Here is a 21,001-nt window from a genome sequence, read left to right as displayed (position 1 = left end):
AATGCTGCCCTACCAGCCGCGTTCCTGCATGCGTTCTTCCTGCCTGATGGTGGCAATCTCCAGGCCGGGCATGGCTTCACCCAGGTCTTTAGATACCTCGGCCAGGACTTCCGGTTCCCGGAAGTGGGTGGTGGCGGCCACAATGGCCCGCGCCCGTTTCATGGGGTCGCTGGATTTAAAGATACCGGAGCCGACGAAGATACCGTCGGCGCCCAGCTGCATCATTAGAGCGGCGTCGGCCGGGGTGGCGATGCCGCCGGCGGCAAAGTTGACTACCGGCAAGCGCCCCAGTTCCTTCACCTGCCGGACCAGTTCATAGGGAGCCTGGATTTCTTTGGCAAAGGTCATCAATTCCTCATCGGGCAGGTTCTGCAGGCGCCGGATCTCGCTCATTACCCGGCGCATATGACGGACAGCCTCCACGACATTGCCTGTACCGGGCTCGCCCTTGGTGCGGATCATGGCCGCCCCCTCGCCGATGCGCCTTAAAGCCTCGCCGAGATTGCGGGCGCCACAGACGAAGGGCACTTTGAATTCATGTTTATTGATATGGAATTCTTCATCGGCCGGCGTTAGGACTTCGCTTTCATCGATATAGTCAACGCCCAGGGCCTCTAAAATCTGCGCCTCCACGAAATGGCCGATTCTAGCCTTGGCCATCACCGGAATGGATACGGCGTCCATAATCCGTAAGATAACCGTCGGGTCGGCCATGCGGGCCACCCCGCCGGCAGCGCGAATATCGGCCGGCACCCGTTCCAGGGCCATGACGGCGCAGGCCCCGGCCTCTTCAGCAATTTTAGCCTGTTCCGGGGTGGTGACGTCCATGATGACGCCGCCTTTAAGCATCTCCGCCAGGCCCTTTTTTACCGTCCAGGTTCCCTTTTCTGCTGCCATTTTGTACCCCCCCACATTGTTCACTCTTCGACCGTTCAGGCTGCACAGTTTCATTCTCCTTCATTCTACTACAGGGATACCTCTTAAGCAATAATCCTTCAATATAACATAATTTTTGCTATAAAACTTAAGTCTTACTGCACGCGAGCTATGGCTACCACGCGGTCACTGGGATCCAGGCGCATCAGGGTGACGCCGCGGGTAATGCGTCCCTGGCGGGAGATGTCTTCCACCCCCAGGCGGATGAGAATCCCCTCGGCCGAAATCAGCATTAGCTCGTCATCCGGGGCGGCGACGGTCACCGCGGCTACCGGGCCTGTGCGCTCAGTGACGTTCATGGTTATAATCCCCTTGCCGCCCCGGCCCTGGGCCCGGTACTCGCTTAAAGGCGTCCGCTTGCCGAAACCCTTCTCAGAAACAACGACCAGTTCGGCCCCTTCTTTAACCCGGACCAGGCCGATGACCTCGTCCCCGTCTTCCAGTTCGATGCCCTTCACGCCGTGGGCGGCCCGGCCCATGGGCCGGACTTCATCTTCGGCAAAACGGATGGCCTTGCCCCGGCGCGTCACCAGGATAACTTCGTTATCCCCTTCCGTCCGCAGGACACCGATCAGTTCATCGCCATCTTCCAGGTTAAGGGCAATGAGGCCGTCCCGCCGGGAAGTCTGGTATTCAGCCAGGGGGGTCTTTTTCACCGTACCCCTCCTGGTGGCCATGAAGAGATAAGCCTCTTCGCCCGGGTCGCGGATGGGAATAACGGCGGTAATGGTTTCTTCCTTGTGGAGATAAATTAAATTGACCAGCGGCGTCCCCCGGGCCTGGCGGCCGGCCTCCGGTACTTCATGGCCCCGCAGGCGGAAGACCCGCCCCTTATTGGTAAAGAAAAGGAGGTAGTGATGGGTGGTAGTGACAAAGATGTCCTGGACAAAATCTTCTTCCCGGGTACCCATGGCCTGGATGCCGCGGCCGCCCCGCTTCTGGCTGCGGTAGGCGTCTACCGGCTGGCGCTTGACATAGCCGCGGCGGGTCAGGGTGACGACGATATCTTCCCGGGCAATCAGGTCTTCTACCTCCAGGTTTTCTTCTTCCAGGACAATTTGCGTCCGGCGGGGATCAGCAAATCTATTTTTATACTCCAGGAGTTCCTCCCGGATTATGCCGTAGACCATGGCCTCATGGCCCAGGACTTCCTTCAAGTAGGCTATACGCTTTTGCAGTTCCTCCCACTCTTCTTCCAGTTTTTCCCTTTCCAGGGCCGTGAGGCGCCCCAGGCGCATGTCGACAATGGCTTTGGCCTGCCTGTCGCTTAAAGCAAAACGCTCCATCAGGCCCCGGCAGGCTTCAGGTTCATTGGGCGACTGGCGGATAATCTTGATTACTTCATCGAGAAACTGGATGGCAATGCGCAGGCCCGCCACGATATGGGCCCGGGCTTCGGCCTGGGCCAGGAGATAGCGGGTACGGCGGGTGATAACCTCCTTCTGGTGATCCAGGTAGAGGGTCAGCATTTCCTGTAAATTGAGGACCCGCGGCCTTCCATCTACCAGGGCCAGCATAATGACCCCGAAATTCTCCTGCATCTGGGTGTGTTTATAGAGCTGGTTAAGGATCACCCTGGGCTGGACATCCCGGCGCAGCTCGATGACAATGCGCATCCCCGTCCGGTCGGACTCGTCCCGCAGCTCAACAATGCCGTCAATTTTTTTTTCCCGCACCAGCTCACCAATAGTTTCCACCAGGCGGGCCTTGTTGACCTGGTAGGGGATTTCCGTGACCACAATCTGGCTCTTGCCGTTGTTTAAGGTTTCCACCTGGGCTTTGGCGCGAATCTTAATGCTACCCCGCCCGGTGCGATAGGCATTTCTAATCCCTTCCCGGCCGATAATCAGGCCTCCGGAAGGAAAGTCCGGTCCTTTGATAAACCGGGTCAGGTCTTTGAGATCGGCCTCCGGGTGGTCAATCAGGTAGACCAGGGCATCGATAACTTCCCCCAGGTTATGGGGCGGGATGTTGGTGGCCATACCCACGGCAATGCCGGCCGACCCGTTGACTAAAAGCTGGGGAATCCGTGCCGGGAGCACGACCGGTTCCTTCAGGCTGCCGTCATAGTTATCGCTGAAGTCGACGGTCGCTTTATCAATATCGGCCAGCATGGCCAGGGCAATTTTCGCCAGCCGGGCTTCGGTATAGCGCATGGCCGCCGGGGAGTCGCCGTCGACGGAACCGAAGTTACCGTGGCCGTCCACCAGGGGATAGCGGCAGGCAAAATCCTGGGCCAGGCGGACCATGGTTTCATAGACGGCGGCATCGCCGTGGGGGTGGTAACGGGCCAACACCGTACCCACGACGACGGCCGACTTTTTATGGGGCTTATCCGGGGTCAGCCCCTCTTCGTACATGGCATAAAGGATCCGCCGGTGGACAGGTTTCAAGCCATCGCGGACATCAGGTAAAGCGCGGCCCACAATAACGCTCATGGCATAGTCAATGTAGGAACGCTTCATTTCCTCTTCCAGGTTGACTTCTAAAATCTTACCGCCCTCTCTCAAGGCCAAGTATTTTCCACCTTCTTTCAAGAGTGACCCTTTAATTATACCCGGCTGGAAGCTAGCGACAAACAGTTCTAAAGAAAAACGGGGGTCAGCCCCCCTACCCTAGATATCCAGGTTTCTGACTTCGTGGGCGTGCTGCTGGATAAATTCTCGCCGCGGCTCCACCCGGTCACCCATGAGGATGTTAAAGATGGCATCAGCTTCTGCAGCATCCTCCAGGTTGACCCGGAGCAGGGTCCGGGTTTCCGGGTTCATGGTCGTTTCCCAGAGCTGGTCGGCATTCATTTCGCCCAGGCCTTTATAGCGCTGGACTTCCCATTTTTCGCCGCCATGGTTCTGTAAAAACCTTTCCAGTTCGGCGTCATTATACAGGTAGTGCTCTGTTTTACCCCGGGAAACTTTATACAGGGGCGGCTGGGCGATATAGATATAACCTTCGGTGATTAAAGGCCGCATGTAGCGGTAAAAAAAGGTAAGTAACAGCGTCCGGATATGGGAACCGTCCACATCGGCATCGGCCATGAGGATAGTCTTATGGTAGCGGGCCTTGTTGATGTTAAAATCATCGCCGATGCCTGTCCCCAGGGCGGTGATGATGGTCCGGATCTCTTCGTTATTTAAAATCTTATCCAGCCGCGCCTTCTCGACGTTTAAGATTTTACCCCGCAAAGGCAGGATGGCCTGGAAACGCCGGTCGCGGCCCTGCTTGGCCGAACCGCCGGCGGAATCACCCTCCACCAGGAAAAGTTCGGCCACGGCCGGGTCCTTGTGGGTGCAGTCGGCCAGCTTACCGGGCAACGAAGTTATCTCCAGGGCATTCTTGCGCCTGGTCAGCTCCCGTGCTTTACGGGCCGCCTCCCGGGCCCGGAAGGCATTCAAAGCTTTATCGACAATCCGCCGGGCAAAGGTGGGGTTTTCTTCCAGATAGGCACTTAACTGCTCTGCCACCAGGGCGTCGACAATGCCCCGTACTTCCGTGTTGCCCAGCCTGGTCTTGGTCTGGCCTTCAAACTGCGGTTCCAGCACCTTGACGCTGATGACAGCCGTCAGGCCTTCCCGGATATCCTCGCCGGCCAGGTTACTGTCGTTTTCCTTCAGGATGTTAAATTTACGGGCATAATCATTGATCACCCTGGTCAGGGCCGTTTTAAAACCAATTTCGTGGCTGCCGCCTTCGGTGGTATTGATATTATTAGCATAAGACAGGATTAGTTCGTTATAACCGTCGTTATATTGCAGGGCTATTTCGACCTGGACGTCATCCCTTTCCCCGCTGAAGTAGAGGGGCTTGTTGAAAAGGACCGACTTATTTTTATTTAAATGACGGACGAAGTCAATCAACCCGCCGGTGTGGTAATAGGTGGTTTCGGTGTCGTTTCTTTCATCGCGAAAGATTATTTTGACGCCCCGGTTTAAGAAGGACAGTTCCTGCAAGCGCCGGCCGATTATTTCATCCTGGAAAACTATATCTTCAAAGATCTCCCTGTCCGGGAAAAAGGTTACGCTGGTGCCCGTACCCTTGGCTTTGCCGACGACCTTTAAATCCGATACTTTATTGCCCCGGCGATACTCCTGCTGGTATATTTTTCCATCACGTTTTACCTTGACTTCCAGCCACTCTGACAGGGCATTGACCACCGAAAGGCCCACGCCGTGGAGGCCGCCAGCCACCTTGTAGCCATTGCCGCCGAATTTGCCCCCGGCGTGCAACATGGTCAGGGCTACTTCCACGGCCGGCAGGCCTGTTTTTTCATGAAGATCCACCGGGATGCCCCGGCCGTTATCAGTAACCGTCAGGCTGCCGTCCTGATGAATGGTTACTTCAATACGATCGCAAAAGCCGGCCAGGGCTTCGTCAATGCTGTTGTCCACCAGTTCAAAGACCAGCTGGTGCAGGCCCCGGACTCCGGTGTTGCCAATGTACATGCCGGGACGCCGGCGCACGGCTTCCAAGCCCTCCAGTACCTGGATTTGACTGGCATCATATTCCGTGTGTACCTGTTCCATCTTTTCCTCCCAGGTTAAACTTTCCCTGACAAATATAGCACAAAAGTCTGGCTCCCTGCAAGCAGGCGTGCCGGCACTGACCATATCTTGCCAAAGGAGGTCTTTGATCCCGGCAGGGAGGGCCTTATTCCTGTTCCAGGTTGCTGAAGATAGAACTGGCTCTCTTCATCAGGGTACCGGAAGAAATGCTTGAATAATATATCTCCTTATCGGTAATAATGCAGGATTTGCAACCCTCGGTCCGGGGATCTTTTTTGAATTTAAGGTTGGCCTTATTTAAAAATTCATTGTTAACCCCGGCCCGGCCGGTTGTACTCAAGTTGAGGATAGCGATAATCTCCTTGCAGGGCACAACCATCTCGTTACCTATGTGCAGGTACATAATAACCACCTCCGCATAAGGTTCTGCTACTCTCAGGCGTCCTCGGCTCCGGCAGCGGTTACCTCACCTCGCCTGCCTTTTGACCTTTGCTCCACGCCTCATAGGCTCCGGGACATATCCCTACCCTGCCACTAACTGTCTTTCCCCTGATAATTGCCAGAGGGTGGCCTGCTCCAGGAGGCTGGCCGGTAGTCTGGTCAATTCCGTGGTCGTTAAAAAGGTCTGGCCAGCGGTAGCCAGGAGTTCCAGCAAGGCTTGCTGGCGTTTGCTATCCAGCTCGGAGAAAACGTCATCCAGGAGCAAAATAGGCCTCTTTCCCAGGACCTGCATAAAGATCCTGGCTTCAGCAATTTTGAGGGCCAGCACGGCTGACCTTTGCTGGCCCTGGGAAGCAAAGCAACGCGCTTCATGGTCGCCGATAAAAAAGGAGAAATCGTCACGATGGGGTCCCCAGAGACTTAAGCCCGCCTGGATCTCCCTTTCCATTCCCGCAGTTATTTTTGCCAGCCATTCCTCTCCGTCACCGCCGCTGGGCCGGTAGGTAAGGGTTAGCTGTTCCCTGGCATCCATACTCTGGTAGATGGCCGCTGCCAGGGGTTCCAGGGCCTGGAGAAAGGCCCGTCTTCTCTGGATAATGGTCAAGCCGGTAGATACTAACTGGATATTCCAGGGTTCAAGCTCCTGAAATTTTCCCCGGCCTGCCTTGATCTGCCGCAGTAAACGGTTGCGCTGTAAAAGGAGGCGACGGTAAGACTGGAGGCTGTGGCAATAGAGCCGGTCCAGGATGCTTATCTCCCGGTCCAGGAACTGGCGCCGGTAGACAGGCGCACCTTTAAGCAGGAGCAGGTCATCGGGTCCAAAATAGATAACCGGCAAGATCCCCAGGAGATCAACTAAGCGGTGGTGCTGGCCGTTAATTGTTAACTCTTTATGACTTTGATGGTAAATAATAGCTACTTCCAGGTTTTCCTGGCCGGCATTGCAGAAGCCTTTTACCTGGAAAGAGTTTGCTCCCCAGCTTACCACTTGCTGGTCTTGCTGCTGGCGCAAGGATCGGGCAAAGCTTAAATAGCCAACAGCTTCCAGGAGATTGGTCTTGCCGGCCGCGTTGGGACCCTGGATAATGTTCAGGCCCGGCTGGCAGTTCCAGGTTAACTCGCGGTAACTGCGAAAATTAGTCAACTGGAGCTGCCGTAAGCTTATAGCTGTCACCCTTAACTTCCACCTCATCGCCAGGCCCTATAGGATGGCTGCGGCGTTTCTCTGTTTGACCGTTAACCCGTACCAGGCCGCCGGCAATCATTGCTTTTGCCTGGCCGCCGGTTGCTGCTATGCCAGCCCATTTTAAGAACTGGTCCAGCCGGATAGATGGAGTAGTAATAGGTACGTTTTTGCTAGGCATAATTAAACCCTTTAGACACCTGGCGGGCTGCTTTCCGGTGCGGTATTGATCCTTACCGGCAGGATGAGGCAAAAATAATTATCCTCGCCTGCCGGTTTCACAACTACTGGTTTTAAAGGTGCCAGCATCTCCAGGATAACCTCTTCCGTGTCTATTATCCGTAACGTTTCCAGTAAATAACGGCCGTTCATGGCCAGGGTTAAAGGCTCACCTTCAACCTGCGCCGCTAGTTCTTCCTCCAGGTGGCCAACTTCGGTAGCGTCGCTGGTAATCTTTAAAGTTTCACCTACCTGCAGGAAGATAATATGAGAACGGGATTTTATTTCATCCCGGGCCAGCAAGGTAGCCCGTTCTGTTGTTTCCAGTATGTCCCTGGTTGCCACCTTTACGGTGGTAATATGGGATTGAGGAATAACCTGGCGATAATGAGGAAACTTACCATCAAGCAAACGGGCATATAGCTTTAAGTTTTCATACCGGGCAAAAATCTGGCTGGAACCTATGCTTATTTGCACCTGGCCTTCTTCACCCGGCAGCAGGCGGGCCAGTTCATTCAAGGAACGGCTGCCAATGAGGGCGTTTACCGGCTCCTGGCTGGTAATTCCGGCCAGCCGGCCATGGTAGACGGCTAGCCGGTGGGTATCGGTAGCCACCAGGTTAAATTGATTCCCCCCGGGTTCTATTTCCAGTAGTATCCCGCTAAAAATACTACGCAAATCTTCACTGCTGGTAGCTATACTTACTTTGCGGACGGCGTCTTTAATAGTGTTTATATTTATCTCCAGGGATATATTGCCTTCCAGGTCTGGCAGGGAAGGAAACTGGTTGGGATCGAAGCTGTTTAACTGGACCCTGGACTGCATGTAGGTTATGGCAACGGTATTATCCGGCAGGGCCTGTAAAGAGAGGTTAGTCGGTGGTAAACGCCGCACCATTTCTGAAAAAATGCGCGCCGGCAGGAGTAGTTCGCCGGGAGTTAGTACTTCCACAGGGAAACTGTAAATAATACCTAGATCGAGATCAGTTCCCTGTAAAGTTAGCATATTATCTTGTGCCTGGAATAAAATACCTGTAAGGGCCGGTAGAGTAGTGCTGGTGGCTACGGCACGGTAAACCTTTTGCACAGCCTGTAAAAGCTGGGGTTGGGAACAGTAAATATGCATGGAACAAATCCTCCATCATCATCTTAAAGATGAATAGTAGTAGTAATAGGGCCTGTGGATATGTTAATAGCAGCCGTAAATGCTGTCAGGACGGGATTTGAGATTTGTGGATTACTGGTTTCTAATTTCCTGCATAAGCTGGGATATCATCTGGGGCAGGGAGGGATCGCTTATTAAATCATCGCGTATCTTGTTGTAGGCGTGAAGGACAGTTGTATGATCCCTGCCGCCAAAGGCCTCCCCGATCTGAGGTAAAGAGGCATCGATCATCTCCCTGGCCAGGTACATGGCTATTTGCCGGGGAAAGGCTACCGAACGGTTCCGCTTTTTAGCCTTTAAATCTTCAGGCTTCAAGTTGAAATAGCGAGCCACCACTTCCTGGATCAGGTTGATGGTAATTGGCTTCGGCCGGGCCAGATTTAAGGCATCCTTGAGAACTTTTTCCGCCAGCTCGATGGTAACTTCTTCTTTCGTAAAGGCGGCATAGGCTGCTACCCGGATCAAAGCCCCTTCCAGTTCCCGGATGTTAGAATCTATTTTTTGGGCCATAAAAAACATGACATCATCCGGGAGAATAATATTTTCGGCAGCTGCTTTCTTACGTAAGATAGCCATCCTGGTTTCCAGGTCGGGCGGCTGGATATCGGTAATGAGTCCCCACTCAAAACGCGATCGTAAGCGGTCTTCTAAGGTAGGTATTTCTTTAGGCGGCCGGTCACTGGAGATTACTATCTGTTTATTGGCTTCATACAGGTGGTTGAAGGTATGGAAAAATTCTACCTGGGTACTTTCTTTTTTTGCCAGGAACTGGATATCATCAATAAGGAGGACATCAATGTTACGGTATTTAGCCCGGAATTCTTCCGTCTGCTCATCGCGAATAGCGTTAATCAGGTCGTTGGTAAACCTTTCCGAGGAAATGTACAGGACCCGGAAATTAGGTAAGTGCTGGCGGACGTGATGGCCGATAGCCTGCATGAGGTGGGTTTTCCCCAGGCCAACACCACCATAAATAAATAAAGGATTATAAGAATTGGCCGGCGTTTCGGCTACTGCCAGGCAGGCAGCGTGAGCGAAGCGGTTGCTGTTGCCCACCACAAAAGTATCAAAAGTGTACCTGGGATTAAGGCGGGGCAGGTCGTCGTATGCTGCTTCAGGGGGGGCTGTGGCCAGGTCCCCAGCAGGAGAAAAGCAAATAACCTGGATATTAATTGGTTCCCGGCCCAGGACTTTTTGCAGGGATTCCTGAACCAAAGGATAATAACGGCTCTGGATATAATCGCGGGCAAATTCGTTGGCTGCGGCCAGGACCAGAGTGTTACCCTGCATGGTTACCGGCCGGGTATCAAAAAACCATGCTTCCAGGGCGGAGAAACTAATTTGTTTTTCTAAAATAGATAATACCTGTTGCCAGGCTAGATCGAGTTGATTTGGTGACAAAAAGGAAACCTCCCTGGGGATGATGTTAATAAAGTCAGCTGTCTATAAAATGAATATCGGGGATAAATGAGAGGTATAAAGGGAAATCACGCATTTTTATCTTACCAGCTTTGGGGATAACTATCAACAGGCAACAAAAATTCCTTTTCCTTGACAGATGGAAAAAGACTCAGCTATAATTTGAATGATACGGCTGGAAAAAGATAAAAGATAACTCTGGTAGGAGGGAAAAGTAAGTTTGAAAAGGACTTATCAACCCAAAAAGAGACGCCATCAGAGGGTTCATGGTTTTTTAAAGCGGATGCGCACGCGAGCCGGCCAGGAAGTCATCAAGCGGCGGCGCCGGAAAGGTCGTAAACGCCTGTCTGCTTAAGGCAGGCCCTATCCCTTTTTCCATGGAGGCAGGATGTTGTTAACTGCAGGGCGGCGTATTGTCAAAGCCAAGGATTTCCGCCGGGTTTACCGCCAGGGCCGCAAAGTAAGCGGCAAAATGTTAAAACTATATTATAGGCCCAATAACTATGGCCTTACCCGTTTTGGTTTTTCCATTTCCAAAAAAGTAGGCAAAGCTGTAAAGCGCAATTTATTAAAGCGCCGCCTGCGGGAAATCTGTCGTAAACATATAACTTCTTTCCAGCCGGGTTGGGATGTGGTGCTGGTAGCCAGGGAGAGTGCGGGGCAAAGTAATTTTAATGAACTGGAGCAAGAAGTATTAAATTTAGGGCGCTGGGGGAAAATTTTGGTTAAAAAGGAAAGCGGTGGCCCGGGTGATTAAAAGAAGTGTTATCTTATTTATTCGTTTATATCAGATATTTATTTCCCCTATCCTGGGTAAAAATTGTCGTTTCTATCCCACTTGTTCCCAGTATACTCTGGAAGCAATAAGCAGATATGGAGTATTCAGGGGAGGTATCCTGGCTGTAAAAAGATTAGGGCGCTGTCACCCGTGGCAGCCTGGAGGTTATGACCCGGTTCGTTAAAGCCAGCAGGGAGGTGAAGGCTGCCTTTTCCTTAAAGAGGGGAAGAAGGCAGGGTGCTAGTTGAATATATTAGTTGATTTCCTGTCACAATCAATACAATTTTTATATAATATTACCAGGACGATGGGGATACCCAATTATGGCCTGGCTATAATTTTGTTTACCATTCTCGTTAAGGTAATCCTTTTCCCTTTAACCTACAGGCAACTGCGCTCCATGAAACGGATGCAAGAAATTCAACCCAAGATCCAGGAATTGCAAAAAAAGTATAAGAGCAACCCGCAAAAGGCCCAGCAGGCCATGATGGAACTGTACCAGAAGGAAGGCGTCAATCCCCTGGGGGGATGTTTACCTCTACTGGTGCAAATGCCCGTTCTTTTTGCTTTATTCAGTGCCCTGCGTACCTTCTTTGATCCCGTTCACCACCCGGCCTATGTGGAACTGGCCCACGCCAACTTTTTATGGGTCAGCAATTTAGGGCAACCGGATCCCTATATCTTACCTATCTTAGTTGCTCTGGGTACTTTTTTCCAGCAAAAAGTAAGTATGGTCGGCGGCAATCAAGACCAGACCCAGAGGACGATGCTTATAGTCATGCCACTGGTAATTGGCTGGATGAGCCGGAGCTTTTCGGCCGGCCTATCTCTCTACTGGGTAACCTTTAGTTTAATGGGCATTTTAGAACAGTGGCTGGTACGCCGGAAGCCGCACCTGGTGAAGGAGGAAATCAGCGCCAAATGAAGGAGATTGAAACCAGCGGCAAGACTGTTGAGGAAGCCATTGAGGCAGCGCTGAAAAGTTTGGGGGCCAAAAGGGAAGAGGTAGAAATTTATATTTTAGAAGAAGGCAGTAAGGGTTTTTTAGGTTTACTGGGCTCGCGCCAGGCGCGGGTAAAGGTTGTCCTGCCCGATAGCCCCGAAGAAGTAATTAACGACTTTTTAACCAAGGTATTAAAAGCCATGCATGTAACAGCCGGCATCGAAATCCGGCAGCGGGAAGGATATTATTTTGTCAGTTTTCACGGCAAAGACCTGGGTATCTTAATTGGCCGGCGGGGCGACAACCTGGACGCCCTGCAGTATTTATGCAACCTGGCCGTAAACCGGGTATTAAAGAACAAAGTCAAGATCGTCCTGGATGTAGAGGGCTACCGCAAGCGCCGGGAGCAAACTTTAATCAATCTCGCCCGCCGTTTGTCGGCCCGGGTAAAAGCAACCGGGAAAAGGGTCGTCCTGGAACCCATGAACCCCCAGGAGAGGCGCGTTATCCATACTGCTTTACAAAACGACAATGAGATCTTGACCTTCAGTGAAGGGCAGGAACCAAACCGTAAGGTTGTTATTGCCTTGCGTCATTAACATTTTTACGCTAAAATAAAATTACCTGGTATGTTGCTATGGCCCAGTGATACCTTCAGTATTGCTGGGTTTTATTATGTGGGGAGGGCAGGCTATGCTGGCCGACACCATAGCCGCAGTAGCCACACCGCCGGGTGAAGGCGGCATCGGCATAGTTCGCCTGAGCGGCAGTGAAGCTGTAGCCATCGCCAGTAAAATATTTCAGCCCCGCCGGGGACCGGATTTTGCTGCCAGCCGCAGCCATACCTTGCGCCTGGGAGTGATTGTCGATCCCGCGACGGGGGAAACCGTTGATGAGGTCCTGGCCTGCATTATGCGGGCTCCCCGCAGCTATACGGCCGAAGATGTAGTGGAAATCAACTGCCATGGTGGTCCCCTGGCGGTAGCCAGGGTTTTACAACTGGCTTTACGCCACGGTGCCAGGCTGGCCGAGCCGGGAGAATTTACCAGGCGCGCCTTTTTAAACGGGCGCCTGGACCTGGCCCAGGCTGAGGCAGTGCTGGATGTCATCCGGGCCAGGAGCAGCCAGGGACTGGCAGCTGCCGTGGGCCAACTGCAGGGTAAACTGTCTCAAAAAATAACGGAGATAAACGATCTTCTTACCGGCGTGCTGGCAGCCATTGAAGCCAGTCTGGATTTTCCCGAAGAGGTTGGCGAAGTAAGTGCTGGCGAGCTGGATAAGCTGCGCCAGGCCCGGGAAGAGGTAAAAAAACTACTGGCCACCTGGGAAGAAGGGCGACTCCTTAATGAAGGCCTGAAAATTGCCATTGTCGGGCGGCCCAACGTCGGCAAGTCCAGCCTGTTAAATGCACTTCTGCGCCAGGAAAGGGCTATTGTCAGCCAGATTCCGGGTACCACCAGGGATACCATAGAAGAAACTTTGCTGCTGGGTGGTTTTGCCTGTCGCCTTATCGATACTGCGGGTTTAAGGGAAACGGCCGATACCCTAGAGAGTATCGGTGTGGCGCGGACAAGGCAGGCAGTAAAGGAAGCCGACCTGGTCCTGATGGTCGTTGATCTAAGTACCGGAATCTTACCGGAAGATGAGCGTATTCTTGAGGAAGTGGCGGGTAAAACCTTGATTGTCGTAGGCAATAAAGTTGACTTGGTAGGCGAAAAGAAAACCGGGCTTGCGGCTTTTGCCGGCCTTTACCCCCGTGTGGCCATTTCCGCCCGGGAAGGCAGGGGCCTGGATGAACTGGCCCAAAGGGTAAAGGAGATCGTCCTTGGCGGGAAAGCAGTAAGGAGGCGGGGAGATCCCCTACTCACCCGGGCCCGCCACCGGGACGCCCTGGAAAAATGCCTGGAACACCTGAACGCGGCCATAGCCGCCTGGGAAGAGGGTATCCCCGGCGATCTAATCGCAATTGATCTCTGGGCGGCCCGCGATTTCCTGGGCGAAATCACCGGAGCTACCGCCCGGGAGGATCTCCTGGACCGGATCTTTAGCGACTTCTGTATTGGTAAATAGATGACAAGACCCTGATACCGCTAACACGGCACCAGCAGAAGGATGAAAATAACGGGCTGGCATTTGTTTGGAGCGAGCAAAAACAATGCCAGCCTGGAGCAAAGTTATTTTCAGGTTAGAAAGTTAAGTAGAAAGAAGGTGAACAAAATGTACAACGCCGGGAATTACGATGTCATTGTCATTGGCGCCGGTCATGCTGGCAGTGAAGCCGCCCTGGCGGCAGCCAAGCTCGGCTGTCGTACCCTGGTGCTGACCATCAGCCTGGAGAGTATTGCCATGATGCCCTGCAACCCTTCGGTGGGCGGGCCGGCCAAGGGTCACCTGGTAAGGGAGATTGACGCCCTGGGCGGCGCCATGGGCTTAAATACCGACCGCAGTCGCATCCAGATCCGGCGCCTCAACGGCGGCAAAGGCCCGGCAGTCAGGGCCTTGCGGGCTCAGGCCGATAAAAAGCTTTACCAGCAGCTCATGACCCTTACCCTGGAACGGCAGGATAATCTCGAGGTCAAGCAGGGTGAGGTTACCAGGCTGGTGGTGGAAAATGGCCGGGTAAAGGGTGTCCTGACCAGAACGGGAGCCTTCTTTAACTGCCGGGCTGTTGTTTTAACTACCGGAACTTATCTTAGGGGCCGGATTATCATTGGCGATGTTGCCTATTCCGGCGGGCCCAACGGCCAGTTCCCGGCCATTGATCTGGCGGCGAGTTTAAAGGACCTGGGTCTCGCCATGGGCCGCTTTAAGACCGGTACGCCGCCCAGGATAAGCGGGCGTTCCATAAACTGGGAGAAATTAATTGAACAGCCCGGGGACAAAGAGCCATTAAATTTCTCCTTCTGGGAGGACAACAGCCACCGGCCCAATGTTTCCTGCTGGCTGACCCATACCAACGAGACGACCCACCGGATTATCAGGGATAACCTGGACCGGGCGCCCCTCTTCAGCGGCATGATCGAAGGTAAGGGACCGCGCTACTGCCCGTCAATAGAAGACAAAGTGGTCCGCTTTGCCGATAAGACCGGGCACCAGGTTTTCCTGGAACCGGAAGGCTTAAGTACGGAAGAATGGTACGTCCAGGGTTTGTCCACCAGCCTGCCGGAAGACGTCCAGCTGGCTGTCCTGCACAGTATCCCTGGCCTGGAAAAGGCGGAAATGATGCGTCCTGGCTATGCCATTGAATATGATTACCTGGAACCGACCCAGCTCAAGGCAACGCTGGAATGCAAAACCATTGGTGGTTTATTCACGGCCGGGCAGATCAACGGTACCTCTGGTTACGAAGAAGCTGCGGCCCAGGGGTTAATAGCGGGTATCAACGCCGCCCGCCTGGTGCAGGGAAAGGAACCAATTATTTTAAGGCGCGACCAGGCCTATATCGGCGTCCTTATTGATGACCTGGTCACCAGGGGTGTCACCGAGCCCTACCGCATGCTGACGGCCAGGGCTGAACACCGCTTGCTCCTGCGGGAAGATAACGCCGACCTGCGCCTGGCGGCCATTGGTTATGAAATAGGGCTCCTGGATGGGGAACGCTACAAGAAGTTGCAGGCCAAAGAAAAAGCCATCAAAGAAGGAATAGCGATGCTGCAAAAGCAGCATGTAGGCAGTAACAATGAGGCTATCCAGGAGATACTGCAACGCCACCAGGAGACGCCCCTGAAGGGAACGGCCAGCCTGGCCGATCTCCTGAAAAGACCGGGATTAAGATACCAGGAAATGGCAGAAGCCGGCCTGGTACCACCGCTAACGGCCGATATTGCCGGGGAAATAGAAATGATTCTCAAATACGAAGGCTATATTGCCAAGGAAAAAGCCCAGGTAGAGCGGATGTTAAAACTGGAGGGACGGCGTTTACCGGATAATCTCAATTACCGGGAAATCCGTGGCTTATCCCGGGAGAGCATCGATCACCTGGAAAGGGTAAGACCTCGTTCCCTGGGGCAGGCCCTGCGCATACCAGGCGTTACCCCGGCTGATATCAGTATCCTGCTGGTCTATCTAGAACAAAAACGGCGGGAAGGGGTTAATGCCTGTGCCGGTTAATAATAGCATAATTACCAGCTTGATCCGGAACGCCGGCCTGGAAATAACGGCTGAACAAATTGCTAAAATAAAAAGTTATATCAATCTCCTTTTAGAGTCAAATAAGCAGGTAAACTTGACAGCCATTGTTGAGGAGGAAGAAATCTGGCGGAAACACGTCCTGGATTCCCTCCTCCTTTTTTGTGCCCTGGAAATCCCGGCAGGTGCCAGGATTATTGATGTAGGTACCGGCGCAGGGATACCGGGCTTTATCCTCAAAATATACCGGCCGGACATGCAGCTTACACTGCTGGAAGCCCAGCAAAAAAAGGTTAAGTTCCTGGAAAAGGTAGTTGCCAGGCTGGGGTTAAACGGGGTTGATTGCTTGTGGGGCCGGGCCGAGGAGGTAGGTCAAAACAGAAATTACCGGGAAAAATATAACCTGGCCGTAGCCCGGGCTGTAGCGCCTTTAATTACCCTGGCGGAATACTGCCTGCCCCTGGTACAGGTAGGTGGTTTTATGGTTGCCTATAAGGGGCCGGCAGGAGAGCAAGAATTAGCAGCAGCTGAAAAGGCAATAAACCTTTTGGGAGGTGGTGAGACAAAAATATGGCGGCATCAACTACCAGAAGGAGAAGAAATGCGCATTTTAGTTATAATCAAAAAGGAAAAGACTACACCGCCAGCTTACCCGCGCCGGGTGGGGGTGCCGGCCAAACGGCCGCTGAAGTGAGGGAAAATAATCAAGGCCGGCAGGAACCCGAACAAGCATGCCGAAATAAAGAAAAAAAGTCAAGGGAGAGGTCAATCCCATGGGCAAGGTTATGGCCATTGCCAATCAAAAGGGAGGGGTTGGTAAAACCACCACTGCCGTCAATTTGAGTGCCTTTTTAGCCCAGGCGGGAAAGAAAGTACTACTGGTAGATATTGATCCCCAGGGTAACGCCACTAGCGGCCTGGGCATTGATCGCCTGCGCATCGAGCACTGTATCTATGATGTCATTATTAACGGCGTACCCATAGCCGGTGTAATTATCGCCACAGGAGTGTCCCTTCTAGACCTGGCGCCGGCGACCATTGAACTGGCAGGCGCTGAAGTTGAACTGGTGACTGCCATTGCCAGGGAGCAGAAATTAAAGAAAGCCCTGAAAGAAGTCAAAGATAACTATGACTACATAATAATCGATTGTCCGCCCTCCCTGGGTTTGCTCACCATCAATGCCCTGACGGCAGCCGACGGCGTCTTAATTCCTATTCAATGTGAATATTATGCCCTGGAAGGGCTGGGCCAGTTGATGAACACCATCCAGCTGGTTGCGCGCCACTTGAACCCCCGCTTGAAAGTAGAAGGGGTTGTCTTAACAATGTATGACCCGCGGACCAATTTATCCATGCAGGTAGTTGATGAAGTGAAAAATCACTTCCCCGAAAAAGTATTTAAAAGCATTATCCCGCGTAATGTGCGGCTAAGTGAAGCGCCAAGCTATGGCCAGCCAATCAGCCTTTATGACCCCCGTTCCCGTGGGGCCGAAGCCTATCAAGAACTGGCAAGGGAGGTGATAAACAATGGTTAAAAGGGGCCTGGGCCGGGGCCTGGGAGCTTTATTGCCACCAACTGAAGAAAAAGAAGTTATAGCAGGGGAAGTAACCAGCGTAGCAATTGACCGGATTATAGCCGGGCGGCACCAGCCAAGGCGAGATTTCGATGCCGGGAAATTAGAGGAATTGGCCCTGTCAATCAAAAGCCACGGCGTTATCCAGCCGATAGTGATTAAACCCGTTGGCGATGACAGGTACGAACTAATTGCCGGCGAACGCCGCTGGCGCGCCTCAAAATTGGCTGGATTAAAGGAAATACCAGCCATCATCAAGGACCTGGATGCCAGGGAAACGGCTGAAATAGCCTTGATAGAGAACCTGCAACGGGAAGATCTCAATCCCCTCGAGGAAGCTGAAGCTTACCAGGCACTAATAAACGAACATAATCTTACCCAGGAAGAAATCGCCCACCGAGTAGGTAAAAGCCGGCCCGTAATCGCCAATGCCCTGCGCCTGTTGCAGTTACCAGAGGAAATACAGGAGATGCTCCGGAAGAATGAAATATCCTCCGGACATGCCAGGATAATCCTTAGTTTGAAGGACAGAGAACAGCAGATAATGCTAGCAAAAAAAGTTAAAGAAGAAGGGTTAGCAGTCCGTGAGGCAGAAATAATTGCTAAAAAGATGCAGGCTCAAGTTGAGGCCCTTCAAATCCCTCAGAAAAAGCAGGTGAAGTACGAAAAAGTTAATTTAGAAGTCAAGCAACTTGAAGATAGACTCCAGCACATTTTAAGCACAAAGGTCAAACTGAATCACGGGAAAAATAAAGGTAAAATAGAAATCTATTATTTTGGAACCGAGGACTTAGAAAGGATTATAGCGGTATTAACCAGGGAAAATGTTTCACGTGAAACATTATGAACCATCCCTCCTTAACCCTTCCGGCTTAGAGAAGGGCTGTAAATTAAAGTTCGCTTCAAAGTATAGCCAGCCCTCGACCAATCATGGAGGGGGGCTAACGCCTCCTCCGGCGAAACATGAAAATGCGGGCTCAGGTAAGTGGTGGCGGATACAGGCTTCGGGCTCTGGTAGTTATCAGTTGGTGATGCTGTGTCCCTCGCCGCTCAAAAGTTACGCGCCGACAGAACTACGGCTCGGTTCGGACCGCTGCTCGCCGCCTGTGGATTGCCAATGAAGAGGCTGCTGGTTCCGCAAGCTATGAGCCTTCTATGAGATTACGCTTGTTTCCTCTCAAAGGCACGCTCAGGCGTCCTCGGCGGCGACAGCGGTAACCTCACCTCGCCTGTTCTATTACCGGCGCTCCACTATTCGCGGCTCCGGGACACAGCAGCACCACTTCAATAGTCAACGAGATTAAGAAGTCTTTTTTGGGAGGGTTGTAGCAGCTGCTAAAGGTTAATAAATATTGACAAAACATAACAAAATGATTACCATAAGATTATGGAACTATTAACCATCAGCAAAGCAGCAAAGAAATTAGGAGTCCATCCTAACAGCCTGCGCAATTGGGAAAAGCGAGGGTTAATTAAGCCCGTCCGTTTGCCTGGAGGCCAGCGCCGTTACTCTATGGATGAACTCAACAGGCTTTTGCAGTCCGATCAATTGACTGACGGACGCGAGGCAGCCGTGCTATACGCCCGGGTATCCACTAAAAAGCAGGCTGATGCTGGCAACCTGATGAGGCAGATGGAACGGTTGCGCCAATACGCTAAAGAGCACGGTTTTACCATCAGGGCGAAATTTGCGGACGTGGCCAGCGGCCTGAACCAGAAACGCCGGGGGTTAACCAATGCCATCAAACTGGCCGAGGGGGGAGAATACAAAAAGCTTATTATCGAGTACCCCGACCGGCTGGCCCGTTTTGGGTATTCGTACATTGAGCGTCATTTAAAATATTGCGGCGTAGAAATAGTCGCCATAGCGGAAAAAGAACCGGAAGACGCCCAAAGCGAACTGGTTAAGGATTTGTTAGCCATAGTCACGTCATTTTCTGCCCGGCTGTACGGGGCCAGGGGCGGCAAAAAAGTGAGACAGGGGTTTCGGGAACTAATCGCGGGAGTGGAGCCAGATGAAGGAGCAGCGAAAGAACAAAAAGAGAAAAAACAAAAAGAAAATGAGTGAACTTAACGGCGGCCTCAAGTATACCGTCTGCGGCGAGTGGTTTCCGGAAGCTTACCCTGCTTTCCGGTCCGAGAAATGGAGCCGGGGGGATGAAGACCCGCTGGACACGGAGATGCGTCTTTTTTGCTCCTGCGAGCGCTGGGCGTTCAACAGGTTGCTGGAGGGTCGTTCCCGGGAAGAACTTAAACAAGAAGGCCAAGGGGTATGCGGCTTAAACTCCCGCTACTGTGACGACGCCATAATGAAAGCGAAGGCTGTCATAGAATCACAAAAGGAACTCCTGTCGTTAGAAATCGAGGAAACAGAAACCAAACTGAGCCGGGCTAAAAAGAAACTCCGCTGGGCTGAAAAGGATCTAGACAAAGCGATTAAGGCCAATGACCCCGCAAAAATAGAGCAAGCTAAACGGACATTCCACGGCCGCAAGACTCGGGTCAAAAAGCTTGCCGCTAAACTGGCCGAACTCCAGAAGCATGAAGCTAACGTCACTATCCCCAAGGTAGTTTTCGGGGGACGTTCTTTATGGCGGCAGGTCTGCCAGGGCAAGGCCAGCCGGGAAGAATGGCGGGACGTCCGGCAGAACCGGTTATACGCCCGCGGTGACGACACTAAAAACGGCAATCCCAACATAAGAGCAGTTTATCAAGGCGGGGAATTCCGCCTTAACATCACTATTTCCCATTTATCCGAACAAAAAGGCATAGACAGCAAAGGGAGGCCGATAATGACCAGGGCTCCGCGGGTGACAGGGAAGCTCTGGCTGCCGGAGAAACACCGGTTGAAAGTATGGGAATTGCTCTTAACAGGCGTGCCTTATACCGTAGAGCTGATCAAAGGCCGGGACGGCCGGTACAGGGTTCATATCGCCTTCACCATGACGGCGCCTGAATTGGTGACCGACCCCAACCTGGGTTATGTGGGCTTAGACACCAACCCGGACGGGGTGGCTTTAGCCAACGTCAACTATTTTGGCCAGCCCGAGCCCTGGCCGGAAGGATTTATCGTACCGTATCCGAAGGCACTGCATAAATTCGACGGGGAATTTCAGGTTACAATGCACCCGAACGGTTTTTTTACATCAAGATGCCCGAATTGGCTTACAGCCGCAGTTTCAGACGCGCTTACCTCATCGGCGTTCTGGCTCAGGTAGTGGTGGATATTACCAAAACATTAGGCAAGCCCATCGCTTTAGAAGATCTGGACTTCGGCAAAGACCGGCTGGACACCAATAAAAAATTCAACCGCATGGCAGCCAATTTCCCCTTAAGCCGGTCCGGCCAGCTCACACTTCCACTATCGGCTATTGGAAATACATGGAGCGGTACGGGATAACAATCCACCATGCTGCCGCGATGACAATTGCCCGTCGGGCTATAGGTTTTAAAGAACGCATCACTAAAGAGTTAAAACAAAAAATCCAAGCCATTAAAGAAAAGTCGAACCAAAAGGTCGATACCTTACCTGGGGAAGGAAAAGGGATGACCCGAAAGGTAAAGCGGCTTTTCAAGCGGCTGGACGAAAAGGTTTCCGTTCATAACGGTTTAGACCGCTATAAACAGGAATCTTTTTACTCTGCCTGGCACGACTTGAAACGGCTTGCTTTATCAAGTAGGTGACCCCGTTAACCGGTATCGGACAAACCGGTAGGC

General features: G+C 52.4%; 19 protein-coding genes and 1 pseudogene. 12 read left to right on the top strand and 8 right to left on the bottom strand.

Features of this window, described 5'->3' with window-relative positions; all coding sequences use genetic code 11:
• Window positions 1-9: 9 nt before the first annotated feature.
• The 8 genes from pdxS to dnaA form a co-directional block, all read right to left on the bottom strand.
• Window positions 10-897: a pyridoxal 5'-phosphate synthase lyase subunit PdxS gene (pdxS, locus tag MGLY_RS06430; RefSeq protein ID WP_156272579.1), complete on the bottom strand. Its 888-nt coding sequence runs from the start codon at window positions 895-897 to the stop codon at window positions 10-12.
• A gap of 134 nt (window positions 898-1,031) precedes the next feature.
• On the bottom strand, window positions 1,032-3,452 hold the full coding sequence (gyrA, locus tag MGLY_RS06425; protein ID WP_277997899.1) for a DNA gyrase subunit A: 2,421 nt from the start codon (window positions 3,450-3,452) through the stop codon (window positions 1,032-1,034).
• 99 nt (window positions 3,453-3,551) lie between these two features.
• Window positions 3,552-5,456, bottom strand: a complete 1,905-nt coding sequence (gene gyrB / locus MGLY_RS06420) for a DNA topoisomerase (ATP-hydrolyzing) subunit B (protein ID WP_156272577.1) — start codon at window positions 5,454-5,456, stop codon at window positions 3,552-3,554.
• A gap of 124 nt (window positions 5,457-5,580) precedes the next feature.
• Window positions 5,581-5,838, bottom strand: a complete 258-nt coding sequence (gene remB, locus MGLY_RS06415; protein WP_156272576.1) for an extracellular matrix regulator RemB — start codon at window positions 5,836-5,838, stop codon at window positions 5,581-5,583.
• A 120-nt stretch (window positions 5,839-5,958) separates the two neighbouring features.
• Complete coding sequence (gene recF / locus MGLY_RS06410) at window positions 5,959-7,050, bottom strand: DNA replication/repair protein RecF (RefSeq protein ID WP_156272575.1); 1,092 nt, start codon at window positions 7,048-7,050, stop codon at window positions 5,959-5,961.
• Window positions 7,013-7,240 (bottom strand): RNA-binding S4 domain-containing protein, encoded by a 228-nt coding sequence (locus tag MGLY_RS06405; protein ID WP_156272574.1) that lies wholly within the window; start codon window positions 7,238-7,240, stop codon window positions 7,013-7,015. Before MGLY_RS06405 ends, recF begins: the two co-directional genes overlap by 38 nt.
• Window positions 7,241-7,251: 11 nt before the next feature.
• Entirely contained in the window at window positions 7,252-8,403 is a 1,152-nt protein-coding gene (gene dnaN / locus MGLY_RS06400; protein ID WP_156272573.1) for a DNA polymerase III subunit beta, read from the bottom strand.
• Between the two features lie 111 nt (window positions 8,404-8,514).
• Window positions 8,515-9,843, bottom strand: a complete 1,329-nt coding sequence (gene dnaA, locus MGLY_RS06395; protein ID WP_156272572.1) for a chromosomal replication initiator protein DnaA — start codon at window positions 9,841-9,843, stop codon at window positions 8,515-8,517.
• A gap of 238 nt (window positions 9,844-10,081) precedes the next feature.
• Between dnaA and rpmH the strand changes: the two genes are divergently transcribed.
• The 12 genes and pseudogenes from rpmH to MGLY_RS06335 all read left to right on the top strand — a co-directional run bounded on the left by rpmH (window position 10,082) and on the right by MGLY_RS06335 (window position 20,968).
• Window positions 10,082-10,216, top strand: coding sequence for a 50S ribosomal protein L34 (rpmH, locus tag MGLY_RS06390; protein WP_156272571.1), 135 nt, complete (start codon window positions 10,082-10,084; stop codon window positions 10,214-10,216).
• A 36-nt stretch (window positions 10,217-10,252) separates the two neighbouring features.
• Complete coding sequence (rnpA, locus tag MGLY_RS06385; protein WP_170290946.1) at window positions 10,253-10,618, top strand: ribonuclease P protein component; 366 nt, start codon at window positions 10,253-10,255, stop codon at window positions 10,616-10,618.
• On the top strand, window positions 10,611-10,823 hold the full coding sequence (gene yidD, locus MGLY_RS06380; protein WP_156276241.1) for a membrane protein insertion efficiency factor YidD: 213 nt from the start codon (window positions 10,611-10,613) through the stop codon (window positions 10,821-10,823). The genes rnpA and yidD overlap by 8 nt, the downstream gene beginning before the upstream one ends.
• A 60-nt stretch (window positions 10,824-10,883) precedes the next feature.
• Window positions 10,884-11,564: a YidC/Oxa1 family membrane protein insertase gene (locus MGLY_RS06375; protein ID WP_156272569.1), complete on the top strand. Its 681-nt coding sequence runs from the start codon at window positions 10,884-10,886 to the stop codon at window positions 11,562-11,564.
• Window positions 11,561-12,181, top strand: coding sequence for an RNA-binding cell elongation regulator Jag/EloR (gene jag / locus MGLY_RS06370; RefSeq protein WP_156272568.1), 621 nt, complete (start codon window positions 11,561-11,563; stop codon window positions 12,179-12,181). Before MGLY_RS06375 ends, jag begins: the two co-directional genes overlap by 4 nt.
• 94 nt (window positions 12,182-12,275) lie before the next feature.
• Window positions 12,276-13,652, top strand: a complete 1,377-nt coding sequence (gene mnmE / locus MGLY_RS06365; RefSeq protein WP_156272567.1) for a tRNA uridine-5-carboxymethylaminomethyl(34) synthesis GTPase MnmE — start codon at window positions 12,276-12,278, stop codon at window positions 13,650-13,652.
• Window positions 13,653-13,799: 147 nt separating this feature from the next.
• Entirely contained in the window at window positions 13,800-15,692 is a 1,893-nt protein-coding gene (mnmG, locus tag MGLY_RS06360; protein ID WP_156276239.1) for a tRNA uridine-5-carboxymethylaminomethyl(34) synthesis enzyme MnmG, read from the top strand.
• The gene (rsmG, locus tag MGLY_RS06355) at window positions 15,682-16,404 is read left to right on the top strand and encodes a 16S rRNA (guanine(527)-N(7))-methyltransferase RsmG (RefSeq protein ID WP_156272566.1); all 723 of its coding nucleotides are present in this window, start codon (window positions 15,682-15,684) and stop codon (window positions 16,402-16,404) included. The genes mnmG and rsmG overlap by 11 nt, the downstream gene beginning before the upstream one ends.
• Before the next feature lie 79 nt (window positions 16,405-16,483).
• Window positions 16,484-17,245, top strand: a complete 762-nt coding sequence (locus MGLY_RS06350) for a ParA family protein (protein ID WP_156272565.1) — start codon at window positions 16,484-16,486, stop codon at window positions 17,243-17,245.
• On the top strand, window positions 17,238-18,131 hold the full coding sequence (locus MGLY_RS06345; RefSeq protein WP_156272564.1) for a ParB/RepB/Spo0J family partition protein: 894 nt from the start codon (window positions 17,238-17,240) through the stop codon (window positions 18,129-18,131). Before MGLY_RS06350 ends, MGLY_RS06345 begins: the two co-directional genes overlap by 8 nt.
• A 540-nt stretch (window positions 18,132-18,671) precedes the next feature.
• A complete protein-coding gene (locus tag MGLY_RS06340; protein WP_156272563.1) occupies window positions 18,672-19,352 on the top strand; it encodes an IS607 family transposase in 681 nt (226 codons plus the stop codon).
• A pseudogene (locus tag MGLY_RS06335) lies at window positions 19,345-20,968 on the top strand (IS200/IS605 family accessory protein TnpB-related protein). The gene MGLY_RS06340 and the pseudogene MGLY_RS06335 overlap by 8 nt, the downstream one beginning before the upstream one ends.
• Window positions 20,969-21,001 lie beyond the last annotated feature (33 nt).

This window comes from Moorella glycerini (genome assembly GCF_009735625.1).
In the GTDB taxonomy this organism is placed as follows: domain Bacteria; phylum Bacillota; class DSM-521; order Neomoorellales; family Neomoorellaceae; genus Neomoorella; species Neomoorella glycerini.
This window is presented reverse-complemented; position numbering and strand designations above follow the sequence as displayed.